Below are 14,483 nucleotides of genomic sequence, written 5' to 3'. Positions count from 1 at the left end.
AACTAGTCTTCATCGACTGTCGCGGCCCCGGACATGGGCCCGGGAACAGGTCGCCATCCCGACCATGGCCGGGGACCGAGCTTCCCACGGAGACACGCGATTCGGTGATCGGCTTGGGCGCGGTCGACAGGAATGCGTACGGCGGTTTGCGCGGCCATGGTGGTCATCCGGAATTCGCGAAGATCACGAAGTAGCTCGTAACCTTCCCACTCGGTCACGTCGTGCCCGTAGACGTCGCAGAATGCCCGGTACTGCTCCGCGCTGATTTGGCCGAGCGTCTGGTACTTGATCGCGGTGTGGACGGTGTCCCATTCCGGTGGCCCGGTAGAGGTTCGTTCCAGGTCGAGCAGGATTACCTGACCGTCCTCGGTGGCGACGACATTGCCGCCCCATGCGTCACCGTGGACGACGGACCAGGGGAGCCCGGTCGGTCGCTGATCCCAGCGCATTTTCAGCTCGGCTAGGTGCTCACGCATCCACATGCGGTCATCGGCCGAGATGGTGCTCGCCGATTGGATTCGCTTATCCAGTCGCACAAAGGGATCCAGGGTGCCCAGGTCGAAATCCTCTGGTGGAGTAAGCGCATGGAGCTTTCGGAGCGCGGCAGCAACCTCGGTGGGTGTGCCGTGCCGGTGCGGCGGGAGCTCCTGCCAGAACGTCACTGCGCGCTCGTCGATGACGACCGGCTGATCGATCTCGGGAACGACGCGCACGGCTGGCATGCCCACTGATTCGAGCCATCGCGCCACCTGGACTTCGCGCTGTGCTGCGGCTTGCTGGCCGGGCCGCGCTATCCGTACGACGACGGCGCCTGGAAGCCGGTAGATGACATTCTCGCTGCGGTTCAGGACAACGGCTCCGCTGGAATCCAGGCCGACATGTTTGCAGGCAGCGCGCAGGACCTCACCGGTTGAATCGGCCGAAATCTTTGAGCTCATATGGCGACAAGTCCCTTGATGCGGTTGCTGAGCTTGGCTACGCCCGGCTGGTCTATCCGCCGGGCCGCGAATCTCTGCAGATCTCGCAAATCGTCGGCGGCTCGGTGGGAGCGCAAGCCTTTCGCGTCGGTGAGTGCCCGTGTCGCGATGGTCGTCGCTTCCTGTGGGTCGCCGAGAGCCATCACCAGAGATGACAGTTTGATCCCTGAGATGGCGCGGGAGCGGCGGTAGGCGTCGGTGTGCCCGTTGACCGCTGTCGCGAGTCGGTGTCGTGCTTCGGTGGCGAACGCTCCGCCCATGGCGAGGTCGTAGAGGGCGTGCCCGGTGTCTCCGGAATGCTGCGCCAGGTCGTAGTACTTCATCCAGGCGGGATCGTTGTCGGGGCGGGCGCGCGCGAATTCGTCGTCGGCCCTGCCGACCTCGGTCACGGTGTCCTGCACGCGGCCGAGCTTGGCCAGCGCGCGGGCCTTGGTGGTGTGCAGCATCGCTCTTTCCGTCGCGGTGAGCCGATCGGATCGGACGAAGGCCAGCTCGACCGAGGTCAGTCCGTCCTCGAGATCGCCCCGCCAGATCGATTGCCGGGCCATGGAGGAGAGCACCTTCGCACGAAGGCTCCAGTCGTTGCTCTTCTCGGCGCAGTCCAGCGCCAGCTGGAACATGGCTCGTGCGTCGGTGTGCTCGTAGCGGTCGAAGGCCATGAATCCCGCTGTGTGGCTGAGGAACCCGACCGCGGAGCGGAGTTCGGCCTTGTCTTTCGGTGTCGCGTTCGCGTCGAGCAGGCGCACCGCGTGACGCAGCTGCGCGAGGACGGCTTCGCGTACCAGACCGCGGCCGTCGGCGGCGTCCCACGAGCTGATCTGTTTGGCCGCGGTCCGGATCTCCTCGATTTCCGCCTCGCCGACCGTGGAGGGTACGGGCGTCGATTTGAGGGTGGAGATCAGCTCCAGCAGCGTCGCGGGGGCGAGCGTGATCGCTGCCGCGGTTCGCAGGAATCCCTGGCGGTTCACATCCTCGAGAGTATCGGCGTTTCGCATCGGCAGTTTGAACCACAGGAGATCGCCGGGGATCTTCAGTGTCTGGGCCCAGTGGATGAGTTTGCTCAGCTGTTCTGGTGCGGCACCGTTCTCGAGTCTGCTCAGCTGGCCCTGGGTGAGGTTGAGCCAGCCGGCCACCATTTCCTGCGCCAGCGGGCGGCCGTGGAAGGGGTGGGTTCGGTAGGCGTAGATCACGCGACCCATATGCCAGGTAGCCAGCGCGTCGTGCATCAGGTCGGTTTGCCAGAATTCGCGGGGCAGGTCGGGCGGCTCGAGGATCCTGGGTTCGCAAGCCGCGCACACGGATTCGTCGTTGTACCGGTTCAGCCTGGTCCCGCAATGCGCACAGTAGCGCCGCGGCGGCGGCATCCGTTTCATCCGACCGCTCCGGCCCGACGTTGGGGCATCGACCCCCTCGATCTCCCTGATCTGCGGAAGCTACCACGCCTCGGGGGTGGCCGGTATGTGTTCGACGCATATCGCGGCCCGTGCACGGGACATGGTTTCGCCCCTTCTCGGGCTGGACGCTTGGGCTGTCCGATTCGGTATCGAGAAAGGAGCAGGCTGTGGGATTGTCGTTGGTCGTTCCGCTGATCGGACCGCCTGCCGCAGGGAAGACCACGTTGGCCATGGTGCTCGGAAGCGAGCCAGGGCGGCGGATCTTCCGCCTTCGCGAACATGTGCCGCGACAGGTGCTGTCGGCCACCGCGACCGACAGCCAGCGGCTGGGGTGGATCGACGAGGACACCGTCGAAACGGCACTGCGCGGCTACTTCACCCGCGTCTACGAGGACCCGGATGTCCATACCGTGTTGATGGACAACTTCCCCGGGTCCGCAAGCCAGGTCGACCAGCTGGTGTCCGTGCTGCGGGAGTTCGCGCCGCCGTACCACATCGAAGCGATCGAGGTCGTGACCGACGCCAAGACGTTGAAGCAGCGAGCGCACAACCGGAAGGTCTGCCACCGCTGCGAGCGCGACCCGATCTCCGATCCCCGGCTACCCGCCATCCCGAAACCGAGTGATCCGTGGGCCTGTGCCCAGTGCGGGGGCCTGCTCCATCCGCGCCGGGGTGACTCGCCGCGGCTGCTGAAGGCCAGGATCCAGCGTTATCAGAACGCCGCCGGGGCAATCCGTTCCGGATTCGCCGATTCGGGCATCCCGGTCACCCAGCTCGACACCACAACAACCATCACCGGGGCTGCGGATCTGCTTGCCCCACTGCTGATCTCACGGAGCGCAGTCCAATGACATCGGTTTCACTGCCCACCCCGACCCTGCGGGCAGACGGCTACGGCCATGCCCGGATGCCGCGCAAGATCGATATGCCCGAACCCGAGCGGGTCGACCGCGTGCCCTATGGGCGGTTCCGGAACGTCTACCTCTACATCACCGAGGCGTGCCAATTACGTTGTGAGCATTGCTATATGGGCGAGCGCCTGGAGCGCGCGCTCAAGCTGGAGCTGCCGCAGATCGTGGACACGCTGTCGACCTGGCGGAAACTGGGCGGGTCCAAGGTGACCATTCTTGGTGGCGAACCGACCCTGCACCCCTACTTCGTCGATGCGATCCGGGGAGCGGGCAAGCTCGGCTACGAGGACGTCATCACCACCACCAACGCGCAGCTGCCGGCGGCGAAGAAGTTCCGGCAGATGGAGCCCTCGGACTTCGCCTACGTCCAGGTCAGCATGGACGGAGGCAGCGCCACGACCCACGACCGTGTGCGCGGCCCCAAGACGTTCGAAACCGCGCTCGCGACAACCGAAGAACTGACCGAACGCGGATTCGACACGCGCATCATCTGCACCGTCAACAAAGCCAACGAGACCGACGTCCTGCGGCTGCTCGACATCGCCGACGAGCTGGGCGTCAGCCTGGTGAAATTCCATGTGTTCAGCACCATCGGCACCGGCCACGGAAACCCCGACATGGCCATGACCCCACCGGAATGGGTCACCTTCTGCGACAACCTGAATCAGGTTGCCCTCGAATACAAGACGCGCGTCTGGTACCAGCCGACCTACGCCCGCCGCGACCAGATGGACCGCTACGCCGGTGAGGGCTATCAGGGCTGCATCGGCCGCACCCTCGACCGGATCTCGATCTTCCCCGACGGCAGGGCCTACGTCTGCTCGTACTTGTTCGACACGAAGATGAACTACGCCCAGATGACCGACGGTCAGGTCCAGCTCAACCACGGCCCCAATGAATTCGAGCTGTTCACAAGCGTGCTGACCGAATCCAGCTGCGGCGACTGTAAATCCAGCGCCTGCATGGGCGGCTGCCCAGCCGAAGAGCTGGTGATGGGCGCGTCCTCCTGCAGCGCCTACCCCGACATCGTGCCGGTGTGCCGACTGTGGAAATCCAGCGCCAAACCCGAGGAATGAGACCGATGAACGACACCAACGCCGCCGACCGCCTGGACCTGGCAGCGAACAAACTGTGCGAGATCGACTGGAACGACATCGACGAGGTAGAACGCGCGTCCTTCGAGTTCTTCGAGGAACTCGCCGCCGATCCGGCCATCGTGCGCGCACGGCTCGACGACCTGCCGAACCGGCCGCAGCTGCTCGCCTTGTGCGAGCACTACGACATTCTTGACAAGGTCGTCCTATTCAGCGACGACTCCGGCGTGCGGGTTCGGCTGCATGTGTTCCTGCCGGGCTACTTCGACCGGCCACACAACCACCGATGGTCCTACGCCAGCAGGATTCTGCGCGGGCAGTACCGGCACTACCTGTTCGGCAACGCCGAGGTCGACGACCAGATCGAACCCGCGAAACTGCCCGTCCTGCAGGTCCGTGAGGAACCGGTCGGCGTCGGCTACGCGCTGCATCACACGATGGTGCACGCCGTGGTCGCCGAACCATTCACTGTTTCGCTGGTCGTTCGTGGTCCGGCGGTCAAGGATCGCTTCCTGGTCGCAGACCGCAGGACCGGGCAGGTGTGGTGGCAATACGGTGCCGACCAGGAATCGCCCGAGGAGTCGGTGAAGAAGCGGATGACCGGCGAGCGGTTGCAGGAAATCGTTGCGCGCCTGGCGGAGTGGGACCTCTACTAATTGGCCGAACTGCGCGCCAGCATCGTGATCAGTGACTCCAGTTCGATCAGCGTCGGCAGTGGGGCGCTGTGCTGCCGTGCGCACCGCAGCGCCCCACTGGCCGAGCCGAGCAGCAAACTGCGGTCCATGGGGATACCGGCGCGCAGGCCGTAGAGCACGCCGCCGGAGAATGCCGCTCCAGCGCAATGCGTGTGACGCACCGGGACCCCGAAGGCGGGGCGGTGACCAGTTGCGAGCGACTGGCTGCGAGCGCGCCGAAAGCGCCGGCGGTCACGATCACCCACTGGGCACAGGTCTGCCCCAACAGTTTCCGAGCGACGATCGGTGCGTCGCGATGCGAGCTATCGTCGACATTCGTCTGGATCAGCAGATTCGCATAGCCCGCCAACTCGACCCGCAGGGTGTCCGACAGCGGCGTGCCGCCGAGGTTGACCAGCAGCCGCGCCCCGTGATTGCGGGCCGCTCGAACGACACGGAGCGCGGCTGCCTCGATGAGCTGGTAAGCGTCGAGATAGACGAACGCGGCGGCGCTGAGCGCGGAAAGGTCCACGTTGGTCAATTCGTTGGCTACACCGGACAAATGCGCGAACCACGTGCGGGTGTTGTGGTCGTCGGCGACGACCACAATCCGCGGCGTCGAGACCTCGGCGCTGGCTACAGCCGTCGTAGGCACTGCGCGTTGCTGTAGCCAGCGGCCGACCCGCCCGCCGGCCTCGTCGTTGCCGATTCTGTTAGCCACCAATAGCGTTGGCACGTCGAGGGCCGCCAACACTGCGGCCGTCATGGGTCCATCGGCAGCGATCGACTGCTCGGTGACCCGGACTTCGGCTCCGTGGTTGGCGAAAGGGAACTCCGGCACGCTCCACAGCTCGGCCGATGCCAGGTAGCTGACGCACACGACCGGTCTGTCTTGCGTGGTCATGGTGCTACCAGCCGTACACCGAGAATGGCTCGTCCGCAGCGAGGTGGTGCATCGCGGTGCGACAGTAGGCGATCATGTGGTCAGGCAGCGCGTGAATCGGAAACCATTCCAGCGCGACGCATTTGTTCGGTTCCAGGTTCGTCGGTTCACCCTGCCAGGTGTCCACGGTGAAGAAGAACGCCATCCGCCCGCCGGAGGACGAGTTGTGCATGATGTGGCCGAACCGCACATCCTCCGGTGCGATCCGCACACCGATCTCCTCATCCGCCTCCCGGAGCAGAGCGTCGACGACCGATTCATCGGCTTCGAGATGACCGGACGGCAGATGCCACGCCCCGTCCTCGTATCCGGTGTTCTGCCGCCGACCGAACAACACCTCATCACCACGGCGCAGCACCAGATGCACGTCCCCGGTGACCTTGTGACGCTGCGGCTTGGCGACCTGGCTCGGCTGGACTGTCGTTTCCAAGACCTCTCCCTTCGAACGATTCATGTGCGCTGAGCTGGACTGTTGGAACGAATCGTGGTCGAGCGCTCCGAGCCTAATGTGCTGAACGGAGGGTGGTTATGCGTCGGATACATACCGCACACCGTGGACGCCCGGAGAGGCCGTCCACACCACCGAGACGAAGGCGAAAACGTGCGCTCCACAATCGAACTGCGAGTTTCGGCATCGTGGCTATCAACTGCCACCACTCTCTGGTTACTCCAGGTATCGCCCTTGCCGCATCGACAGGCGAGTAGATTCCCGGCCCGATGGACAAGCATCGCCCCCAAGATTCGCACGCGAGGAGTGCAGCCCCCATGATCATCGCTCCACTGCAGCCCAAACACATCAGTGACATCCATCAGCTCATGGAGCGAGGCGAGCCATATGTTCATGCCCGCAACCTGTCCGATTATTGGCTGTACGCCGCCTTGTTCTCGTCGACATGCCCTATCGCAACCGACGGCGACAGCATCGTCGGTGCCGTCATCGCTTTCCGCAGCCAGGACAATCCCGCAGACGTCTACCTCCAGGACGTCATGGTCCATCCGCAGCACCAGCGGCGCGGCATTGCTCGGGCACTCCTGGACAGCGTGCGATCACAAGCCGAGACATGGGAGTGCGAACGAATCTACCTGACCTCGGAACCCGACAACGAAGCTGCTCACGTCACCTGGACCGCCCTTGGCTTCACGAATGTGCCTGGCGATCACGAGATCAATGGCGTCTCGGTCATCACCGACTTCAAGGGCCCAGGACGCAACCGCGCCGTCTTCGAACTAACCCTGACAGGTAAGTGAGGCAATCAATTTCAGCCCGAAGCTGCGGCGTGAACTGCAGTTAAGCCGCCAGAGCTTCTCTATCGAATTCCCCATCACGTGCGCCTGCCACGAAGGCCACCCACTCCTGGCGAGTGAACCGCAGCATCACACCGCTGTTGGTACGGAGTTCGACCCAACCCGTGTCGCCGATCTCGATGGCGGGCTCCGTGACGGCGCTCGAGCCGGTCACGGCAACCGTGACGAGGTGTTTCCACTGCGCCGGTGTCACGGCAATGATCGGCTCTGACACCGGATCGTTCGCAGGGTCGCGCCGGTATTTGCTGTCGCGAATGTAGACCCGGATACCGTCGCTCGCCACCTCGACGCAATTGCCGCCGGTGTTTCCGCTGTAGCTGGATGTCCGCCATGTGAGCGGGCGCGAGATCATGATTTGCTCCACTAGTTGTTGTCGATCGCTGCGATGCGCTCAGCAAGCATATCGGCCGACTCCGCTGGCGAAAGGGCTGCGGCGCAGAGCCGTTCGGCTGCCAGTTTGTACCAGCGCAGCTGGTCTTCGTCTTGAACGTAGAGGGCGCCGGTGGAGTGCTCGACGTATCCGATGCTGCGGTCGCCGGGCAGGTCGAGCAGCACGAAGTCTCCGTTGATGCCGTCGTGCACAGGCACCGAGAACGGCATGATGTGGAGTTCGACATTGTCGCGCTTCATCAAATCCAGCAGGTGCTCGAGCTGTTGGCGCATCACCGCGGGGCCGCCGACGAGCCGATGCAACACGGCCTCATCGATCACCGCGCGGAAATTCAACGGCGCCGTCTCGGTCTCCAGTCTTTGCCGGGCCATCCGGGCCTTGACGACTTGGTCGATCTCCAGCGGGGCGATCTCGATGCTGTCCGCGAACAGTGCGCGAGCGTATTCAGGCGTTTGCACCTGGCCCGGGAGCTTCATCGATTCGAAGGCGAAGAGTCCCTCGCACATCCCCTCCAATCCGACGAAGGTTTTGAACCAGTCGGGCAGCACCTCACCGAACGGTGTCCACCAAGGGTTCTGATCTGCGCGAGCGGCCAGCGACACCACGCGGTCGATGTGCTTCTCGTCAACGCCGTAGAGCGCGAGCAACTTTCGAATGTCAGCAGGTTGCTGCTGGGTACGGCCGGTCTCCAGATAGTTGATCTTCGCCGTGCTGGAGCCGATTTCCTTGGAGGCTTCGACCTGCGATATGCGGGCACGCTCCCGTGCCACGCGCAGCTCGTATCCGATCAGGAAGCTGACGGCTGTCGGGTCTGCACGACGCTCTGACATCGGACCATACCTCCTCAACTTGGCAGCGCGAGAGTACCGGGCGTCCCTCCACTACCACCGTACTCAACGCTCGTGAAGCTATTGCTGAATGTAGACCTACCAAGTAGTCTACATTCAATCCATCTAGCTCTCGTTATTGACCTATATGTACGGATATGGCGATTTACGGCGACTGCGAGGTAAGTCGAATGATGGGCGCGGTTGAAGATGTGTTATCGCTACCGCTCGCGTACGGGTACTTGCGGGTCGACCTGCTTCCCGGCGAGCTGGACGTTTGGGAACGCCGACTTGTTGAGGTCGCCCGCGGACTCGGGGTCGAACTGGCGGCAGTCTTCCGTGAGTCGTCACCCCAGGCGACGGTGCCGCCGGCCTACCTCGATCTCCTGCATGAGTGTTGCCGAGCCGACGCCCACATCGTCGTCACAGTTCTCGGCCATCTATCCGGGATGGCGATCCCTCATACGTGCTTGATCGACATTCTGCTTATACGCGCCGACGCCAGAGTTTGCGAGGTCGCACTATGACGAGCCATCGCACCCCGGCTCCGGTCGTTGTTGTCGCAGCGGACTCGAAGATCCACGGGCCGGGCGCAGGCAACCTGCGCCTTCTGCCGACGCGTTCACGGGGCGCGTCCGATCACGACTTCATCCCGATAAGGAGGTAGTAACCGATGTTTACATTCATGATCTTCGTAGTCGGAGTCGGTGTGGGCTGCGCGGCGACGTGGTGCCTCCAGACCCGGCGCACCGCACCTCAGGATTCCGGCTTCTCCCGGAGCGAGAACGATCCCGAGTACTGGTCAGTGGACAGCATCGTTGCCAGGATCGCCAGCGAGAGCGGAAGGGCACCGCGTCCTCGTCACCGGTCCAGTGAGGTCAGCGCAGTCGGCAGCAGCGCCAGATCGGGCCACGAGATTGCCCGATCCTCGCTTCGGCCAGCCTGAGGAGGGGATCAACCAGATGTCCGTTCTGATCGATGCCGACTGCTGCGACGACAGTTACATCGCCCGAATAGTCGAGCAAAGGTGCCGAACCTACCGCGAGCAATTTGCACTGGAAGCGTTCCGCGTTCCGGGCCACGATCACATCGTCGGTGCCACAGGACCGACCCTGGCAGCCGTAGTTGCTCCACGCCCAATGGCCGCAACGGCCTATCGATTGTTGGAGACGGCGGTGCCGGTGTTCGCGGTCGGCGGTGATCGTTGGGTATTCATCAGCGAGGGTCCGACCGATTCCGTTGTAGCCCAACGATTGTCGCTGTCGTCTTACCGACTCCCAATCGTTCTGATCCTCGCGCCGACGCCACTGGCGCTACCGACCCCGGGGCTGCGCATGCGTAGCTGGCTTCACCTACCTGACGGTTCGGCACGACCGCCCATTACAACCGTCGTGGCCGCGCTACAGGCGGCAGTCGAAGACCTCCTCCTGGCTTGAACCGCAACCGAATTAATCCGCTATTCCCAATGGACAATGAGGAAACTCGTCATGCTGCCGCACCGCAAACCTTCAACACCGCCCCGGGCGAAAGCCCTCGGATACCTGAACCGGGATAGGATTCCACCCGGCGCGCGTGCGGAGTCGGTCGGATTACCCATACGCGCCTGGGCCGAAGCACACGGATATGCCTGGGGAGGAACGTATTTAGCCTCATCCGACGACGATCAGGCCGTCGCGGCGCTGACACGGGCGACGGCCCAGCCTGATGTAGAGGTAATCGTCGTACCCAATAGCCGCCATTTACCGGCTGGCAAACACGTTATCGTCATCGGGGACCGCCGAACTCGAGTAATCGCGATTCGCTAGCGCCGAACCGATCGTTTCGTCGCCATCCCTCCTCCGGCGGGGCGGCCTACTGTGCGGCGGCGCTCTTGCGCAGCAGTCCTGGCCTTTTCTAGCGCGTTGATGGCGCCTGTCGTCTGGGGCGGAGCCGTGCTCTTCGCGGGCGATGGCGTAGCGTCCGCAGCAACAGCCTTCGAGGTAGGAGGCTGTCCCGCCCCTACTTCTCGCCCACCCTGCACTCGCTCGGGAGCTGTCTGTTCTCCGTTGTCCTTGCTTGCTGCGTCACGTATTTCGCGCTGGTAGCGGCTGTGTCGAACTTCGATGCTTCCTGCAGGCACGAGTGTGTCTTTGTTTCGCGGGTCGCAGTCGAGGCACAGCTGTACCCGCTCTCCTCTGCGGTGGTCGCGGTAGGCGATATAACGGAACTCCTCGCACTGTGTGCACCAGTCGTTCACGCTCGGTCCGTCGTGGTCGATGATGGGGCGGGGTGGTTCCGGACCTGCTGTGGTGTTGGCTTTGACCCAGGCGCTGATGATGGGGCGGGTGTGCCGATTGCCGTAGCGGTATTCCTGCCGGAAGATGCCCCGGTCTGCGGTGGTGAAGTGTTCGGCCAGGTAGTCGAGGCGGGCGTGTACTTGATCGGCCAGGGTGTGGCCGGAAGCGAGTGGTGGCAGGCCGGGTCGGCCGAGGCTGCGGCATTCGCCGCACAGTCCGTCGTCACCCAGACCGGCCTGGACTCGTTCGGTGTGGTGATCGATTGCCGCACGTTCGAGTCGGCACGACACGCAGAGTGTGGTGCGGACGTGGGTGAAGACGTCGCGGTCGTAGTCGTGGCGGTCCACGATGAGTTCGGGGCGTGGCGTGCCGGGGTCGTCGCGCTCGTCGCGGGCGAGGTTCCTCTCGTAGTCGTCGATCACTTTGGTGTTCGGGCTGCGGGATCGGCGGTTGGGATCGATGCGTTTGTCCGGGTCGATGCGTTGAGCGACCTTGCCCGCCCTGGCCTCGCTCGCCCGGTAGCCGTCTGCCGCTATTGATTGCGGCGAAGGTTGCGGTGGAATGTCTCGGCGTTCATCAGGTTTTGGCACGCAGGCTTCGATGAGGGGGCGGAACTGCTCGTTGTCGCGCCAGAGTTTGCGGAGCTTGGTCAATGCGACGGTGTGGGTTTTGAAGCGCAGCGTGTTGGCGATTTCGACGATCATCGACCATGTTGCGTCGTCGGTGTCATTCTGTAGCTGGCGTAGTTGCTGTTTGGCTGCACGCAGGTTTTGGGCCTGAACCAGGGTGCGAATCGCGCGCAGAGCTTCGGAAGAGTCCGATGGCCTGGTGTTACTCATGGGCTGCCTCCTTCCCTGGTCACAGCCGACGCCGGTGCTGCCGGCCAGCTGATTTGGGGGGCTGGCGGCGTTTGGGCGGCGGCGTGGTCATCGATGGCTTTGGCGGCGCAGGTGGTTCCGGCTGCGGAGCGTCCGCCGTGGTGATGCGGTTGACGTCGCGGACAACAGCGCTGCGCTGCGGAGTTCGCGGCCTACAGTTCGCCAGCTCCTGTTGTCGTCGCAGCGTGTAGGGTGCACCACCCCGGATGGCGTCGCGAATTTGCCTGACGCAGGCCAGATCCCGCTGCACAGCGCGATGTTCGGCGTCGAAGGTGCGAAGCTGGCTGGTGATGCACTCAGGCACGGCAACGTGCAAGGCCGGGGCCGGTTCGGAGAGCGCGGCGAGCAACTCGTCACAGGCGGCGAAGGTTGCTGGCGGGGTGTCGTAGGTGATCGTTCGGTGGTCGGCTGCGGTGTGCCCGCGTTCGAGATACCAGGTCCTGCCGTCGAATCCGACGGTGGTGAGTTCGGGCTGGTCTGGATCGACGAAGGTGAGTCGGAGTCCTTCAGTGGTGAAGTCGTCGAGATGGCGCTGGGTGTCGGCGAGGGTGTCGTCGAGCCACGTGCTGGTCCGCGGCGCGGTGGTCCAATCCGGGGTGCGGACTCCCCCACGGATGGTGCCCAGGAGTGCCTCGGTGTTGAGGAATCCGGCTCGGTCGCCGTAATCGAGGATGGCGGAGCGCAGATCATCAGCGTGGAGATGGTGTTCGAATCGCCGTCCGACCGCCCATGGATTGCGTTCGTCGAGCAGCGTCGCACGGTAGGCGTCGCAGAGGACCTCGTAGCGCAGTTGGTCGAGCCAGGAGTGTGCGCTCGGGTCGGTGGGAATTGGTGGGGTGCCGAGTAGTTCCTCGATGTGCTGGAGCTGCTGGCTCAATTCTGCTGCTGTGAGGCCGGTTCCGGTCATGAGCGGCCGTGACGCGGCTCCGCTGCGGGGGTCTGGTCCGGTGATGGTGATATCGACCGGGGTGTCGGGGTCGCTGTCGGCGGCTCGCGCGATGAGCCACTGCCGTGCGCTGGCCCAGCTCGACAGCGAGTTCCACGTCGTCCCGTCGGTCGGGGTTCGGTAGCTGGCGACGTAACCATAGGAATACTCGAGTTGATCCGGTGTCGGCGCGGAGGCGAATCCGATGTCGGTGCGCCGGGATTCGACGAGTTCTCCCGCCAGGATCAGGCTGCGCACCTGCAAGCCGCTGGCGAGGTCGGTCGTGCCGGTGCGGGTGTAGTCTGCCGCGATCCGGTCGAGGAATCGTTGCATCTGCTGCGGATCGGTTTCCCAGCGTTGCGCGGATGTCGCCAGGTGCTCCCAGTGGTCGGTCCAGGGTGAGGGTGCGTCGAGCCACCGGCGTGTGATGGCGTCGATTTCGTGGTTCAGTTGGTGTCGTTCGTCCTCGGTGACGATCGCCCACTGCTGCAGGTTGGTTAGCTGGTAGTAGTGGCGGAAGTCGCTGTGCAGCGCGTCTTCGTCGAAGCGTTCGCCTGCGTTGCGGCGTTGATCGGCCATGACGGGGCCTCCTTCGTGTCGGGTGGGCGGTGGACCTCCTCGGAGTGGGGGTGTTCGGCCGGTGCCTGGTTCGGTCCGGCGCCGGTCGTGCGGCAGGTACCCGACGGCGGGATCTGTGGCATCGTGGCTACGGAGGTATTCCAGAGCCATTGCGCCAGAGGAATATTTGAATCCAGTGGCGGTGGTGGCCCGCTGGTCGTGGCGCTGGTGAGGTAGCAGACGGTAGGAGGGTCGGTGTCGGTGAGGATCAGCGAGGCCAACGGTGTGGTCGCCGGCTGGTTGTAGCGCAGCGTCTTGGTGAACCGGCGGCGGTGGGCGATCAAGTCGGTGATCAGGGTGTGCTCGAAGACGGATTCGAACGGGATCCAGTCGGCGCTCACATTCATCACCGCGATACGGTCCGCGACGGCGACTCCGGCCCCGGTGACGCCGAAGGTGAACAACGTGATCAGCTTGGTGTCGGGAAGTGCTTGCCGCAGTGCCAGTTCAGTGGCGAAAGCGCGCCGGAGGGATGCACCGGTGTCGGCTTCGACGATGAACGGGCAGTCCGGGGCATGCTTGATGATCAGCTTGTGCCGTCCGAACCGTGCCGCGGTGAGATCTTTGACCTCGCCGAGCCCGAGCATCAGCCGACGCGGGCCGGTGGTGCCGGTATAGGGCGCGAAGGCCGCGGCACGCCGCCCGGCGATCTCCTGTTTGTCGGCGACGGTGAATGGTTCTGGCAGCCAGAGCAGTTCGGACAGGTCACGGGTTTTCGTTGTTTTCGCTGCGGCGGCGAGATAGGTGTGGCGGCGTATCGCGGCCCAGTTCCGGCGGCCCGCCATGGCGGGCACCCAGCGAACGAATCCGGCATCGTCCCAGAACAAGTGCAGCAGACCGCGCAGCGTCAGTTTGGATTCGTCGACGTGCTCGCCCGCCCCAGCGTTCATAGTGGGATCGCTGGTTGTGGTGCTGGCGCGTGCCGGGCGGTGGGTGAGCGGGAAGCCCAGGGCCAGGCGGGTCAGGCCGGTGTTGGGTTGTTCGCGGATCGCGGTGCCGAGCAGCGGTGCCAGTCCGGTCAGGTTCGCGGGCGGGGCGTACGACGAGCAGCCGGGCGCGTGGTGGGGTCCGGTGCCGGGCATTCGTTTGAGCACGTAGCGTCCGCCGACGCGTGCCACGTACATGTCGACGCCACCGGTTTCGCTTGCGCTGCACAAACATCGAGGCCGCAGCGACACGTTGCGATGCACCGCGGCCAGCAACGGTTGCAGGTAGTCGTCGCCGATGCGGGCCCGGTCGATGATCTGGTCGTCGATCGCGTACATCGCGG

15 protein-coding genes are annotated in these 14,483 nt (G+C 64.2%); 6 read left to right on the top strand and 9 right to left on the bottom strand.

Going from position 1 to position 14,483, the window contains the following annotated elements:
• Window positions 1–2: 2 nt before the first annotated feature.
• Complete coding sequence (locus NBRGI_RS43595; protein ID WP_081872557.1) at window positions 3–938, bottom strand: phosphotransferase enzyme family protein; 936 nt, start codon at window positions 936–938, stop codon at window positions 3–5.
• Complete coding sequence (locus NBRGI_RS09170) at window positions 935–2,350, bottom strand: XRE family transcriptional regulator (RefSeq protein WP_235210895.1); 1,416 nt, start codon at window positions 2,348–2,350, stop codon at window positions 935–937. Before NBRGI_RS09170 ends, NBRGI_RS43595 begins: the two co-directional genes overlap by 4 nt.
• 188 nt (window positions 2,351–2,538) lie before the next feature.
• On the opposite strand from NBRGI_RS09170, the gene NBRGI_RS09165 reads away from it, so the two are divergent.
• Genes NBRGI_RS09165 through NBRGI_RS09155 form a run of 3 tightly spaced genes read left to right on the top strand, consistent with a single transcriptional unit; the run spans window position 2,539 to window position 5,032 of the window.
• On the top strand, window positions 2,539–3,222 hold the full coding sequence (locus tag NBRGI_RS09165; RefSeq protein WP_036558098.1) for an AAA family ATPase: 684 nt from the start codon (window positions 2,539–2,541) through the stop codon (window positions 3,220–3,222).
• A 56-nt stretch (window positions 3,223–3,278) separates the two neighbouring features.
• Window positions 3,279–4,358 (top strand): radical SAM protein, encoded by a 1,080-nt coding sequence (locus NBRGI_RS09160; protein WP_228791203.1) that lies wholly within the window; start codon window positions 3,279–3,281, stop codon window positions 4,356–4,358.
• Window positions 4,359–4,363: 5 nt separating this feature from the next.
• Window positions 4,364–5,032, top strand: coding sequence for a hypothetical protein (locus NBRGI_RS09155; protein ID WP_029894488.1), 669 nt, complete (start codon window positions 4,364–4,366; stop codon window positions 5,030–5,032).
• Between the two features lie 46 nt (window positions 5,033–5,078).
• Here the strand turns inward: NBRGI_RS09155 and NBRGI_RS09150 are convergent, their stop codons facing one another.
• Window positions 5,079–5,954, bottom strand: a complete 876-nt coding sequence (locus NBRGI_RS09150) for a PfkB family carbohydrate kinase (RefSeq protein ID WP_029894486.1) — start codon at window positions 5,952–5,954, stop codon at window positions 5,079–5,081.
• Between the two features lie 4 nt (window positions 5,955–5,958).
• Window positions 5,959–6,423 (bottom strand): NUDIX hydrolase, encoded by a 465-nt coding sequence (locus NBRGI_RS09145; RefSeq protein ID WP_228791201.1) that lies wholly within the window; start codon window positions 6,421–6,423, stop codon window positions 5,959–5,961.
• Between the two features lie 335 nt (window positions 6,424–6,758).
• Here NBRGI_RS09145 and NBRGI_RS09140 point away from each other — a divergent pair, with 335 nt between their 5' ends.
• Window positions 6,759–7,241 (top strand): GNAT family N-acetyltransferase, encoded by a 483-nt coding sequence (locus NBRGI_RS09140; RefSeq protein WP_029894483.1) that lies wholly within the window; start codon window positions 6,759–6,761, stop codon window positions 7,239–7,241.
• 40 nt (window positions 7,242–7,281) lie between these two features.
• Here the strand turns inward: NBRGI_RS09140 and NBRGI_RS43590 are convergent, their stop codons facing one another.
• Together NBRGI_RS43590 and NBRGI_RS09130 are read right to left on the bottom strand one after the other, a co-directional pair.
• Window positions 7,282–7,650: a DUF397 domain-containing protein gene (locus NBRGI_RS43590; protein ID WP_036558193.1), complete on the bottom strand. Its 369-nt coding sequence runs from the start codon at window positions 7,648–7,650 to the stop codon at window positions 7,282–7,284.
• Window positions 7,651–7,661: 11 nt separating this feature from the next.
• Window positions 7,662–8,519: a helix-turn-helix domain-containing protein gene (locus NBRGI_RS09130; protein ID WP_029894479.1), complete on the bottom strand. Its 858-nt coding sequence runs from the start codon at window positions 8,517–8,519 to the stop codon at window positions 7,662–7,664.
• Between the two features lie 155 nt (window positions 8,520–8,674).
• Between NBRGI_RS09130 and NBRGI_RS09125 the strand changes: the two genes are divergently transcribed.
• Window positions 8,675–9,043 carry a hypothetical protein gene (locus NBRGI_RS09125; RefSeq protein ID WP_051727606.1) on the top strand — a complete coding sequence of 123 codons (369 nt, stop codon included), beginning with the start codon at window positions 8,675–8,677 and terminating at the stop codon, window positions 9,041–9,043.
• A gap of 435 nt (window positions 9,044–9,478) precedes the next feature.
• A complete protein-coding gene (locus tag NBRGI_RS47340) occupies window positions 9,479–9,952 on the top strand; it encodes a hypothetical protein (RefSeq protein ID WP_148310418.1) in 474 nt (157 codons plus the stop codon).
• A 365-nt stretch (window positions 9,953–10,317) separates the two neighbouring features.
• Here NBRGI_RS47340 and NBRGI_RS47335 read toward each other — a convergent pair whose 3' ends face one another.
• From NBRGI_RS47335 to NBRGI_RS09105, 3 genes are read right to left on the bottom strand one after another with little or no spacing between them, the layout of a single operon-like run.
• Window positions 10,318–11,631 carry a hypothetical protein gene (locus tag NBRGI_RS47335; RefSeq protein ID WP_148310417.1) on the bottom strand — a complete coding sequence of 438 codons (1,314 nt, stop codon included), beginning with the start codon at window positions 11,629–11,631 and terminating at the stop codon, window positions 10,318–10,320.
• 19 nt (window positions 11,632–11,650) lie between these two features.
• A complete protein-coding gene (locus NBRGI_RS09110; protein ID WP_029894471.1) occupies window positions 11,651–13,174 on the bottom strand; it encodes a hypothetical protein in 1,524 nt (507 codons plus the stop codon).
• Window positions 13,093–14,478, bottom strand: coding sequence for a DUF1173 family protein (locus NBRGI_RS09105; RefSeq protein WP_051727605.1), 1,386 nt, complete (start codon window positions 14,476–14,478; stop codon window positions 13,093–13,095). Before NBRGI_RS09105 ends, NBRGI_RS09110 begins: the two co-directional genes overlap by 82 nt.
• Window positions 14,479–14,483: the final 5 nt, after the last annotated feature.

It is taken from the genome of Nocardia brasiliensis IFM 10847 (assembly GCF_000710915.1).
Taxonomy (GTDB): Bacteria; Actinomycetota; Actinomycetes; order Mycobacteriales; family Mycobacteriaceae; genus Nocardia; species Nocardia brasiliensis_A.
Note: the sequence above shows the minus strand (reverse complement) of the source record. Positions and strands in the feature narration are given on the sequence as shown.

Excerpts from the sequence above, each read along its gene's own strand:
- NBRGI_RS43595 (WP_081872557.1), bottom strand. The coding sequence starts at position 938 with ATGAGCTCAAAGATTTCGGCCGATTCAACCGGTGAGGTCCTGCGCGCT.
- NBRGI_RS43590 (WP_036558193.1), bottom strand. The coding sequence starts at position 7,650 with ATGATCTCGCGCCCGCTCACATGGCGGACATCCAGCTACAGCGGAAAC.
- NBRGI_RS47335 (WP_148310417.1), bottom strand. The coding sequence starts at position 11,631 with ATGAGTAACACCAGGCCATCGGACTCTTCCGAAGCTCTGCGCGCGATT.
- NBRGI_RS09110 (WP_029894471.1), bottom strand. The coding sequence starts at position 13,174 with ATGGCCGATCAACGCCGCAACGCAGGCGAACGCTTCGACGAAGACGCG.
- NBRGI_RS09125 (WP_051727606.1), top strand. The coding sequence starts at position 8,675 with ATGGCGATTTACGGCGACTGCGAGGTAAGTCGAATGATGGGCGCGGTT.
- NBRGI_RS09130 (WP_029894479.1), bottom strand. The coding sequence starts at position 8,519 with ATGTCAGAGCGTCGTGCAGACCCGACAGCCGTCAGCTTCCTGATCGGA.
- NBRGI_RS47340 (WP_148310418.1), top strand. The coding sequence starts at position 9,479 with ATGTCCGTTCTGATCGATGCCGACTGCTGCGACGACAGTTACATCGCC.
- NBRGI_RS09140 (WP_029894483.1), top strand. The coding sequence starts at position 6,759 with ATGATCATCGCTCCACTGCAGCCCAAACACATCAGTGACATCCATCAG.
- NBRGI_RS09155 (WP_029894488.1), top strand. The coding sequence starts at position 4,364 with ATGAACGACACCAACGCCGCCGACCGCCTGGACCTGGCAGCGAACAAA.
- NBRGI_RS09150 (WP_029894486.1), bottom strand. The coding sequence starts at position 5,954 with ATGACCACGCAAGACAGACCGGTCGTGTGCGTCAGCTACCTGGCATCG.
- NBRGI_RS09160 (WP_228791203.1), top strand. The coding sequence starts at position 3,279 with ATGCCGCGCAAGATCGATATGCCCGAACCCGAGCGGGTCGACCGCGTG.
- NBRGI_RS09105 (WP_051727605.1), bottom strand. The coding sequence starts at position 14,478 with ATGTACGCGATCGACGACCAGATCATCGACCGGGCCCGCATCGGCGAC.
- NBRGI_RS09170 (WP_235210895.1), bottom strand. The coding sequence starts at position 2,350 with ATGAAACGGATGCCGCCGCCGCGGCGCTACTGTGCGCATTGCGGGACC.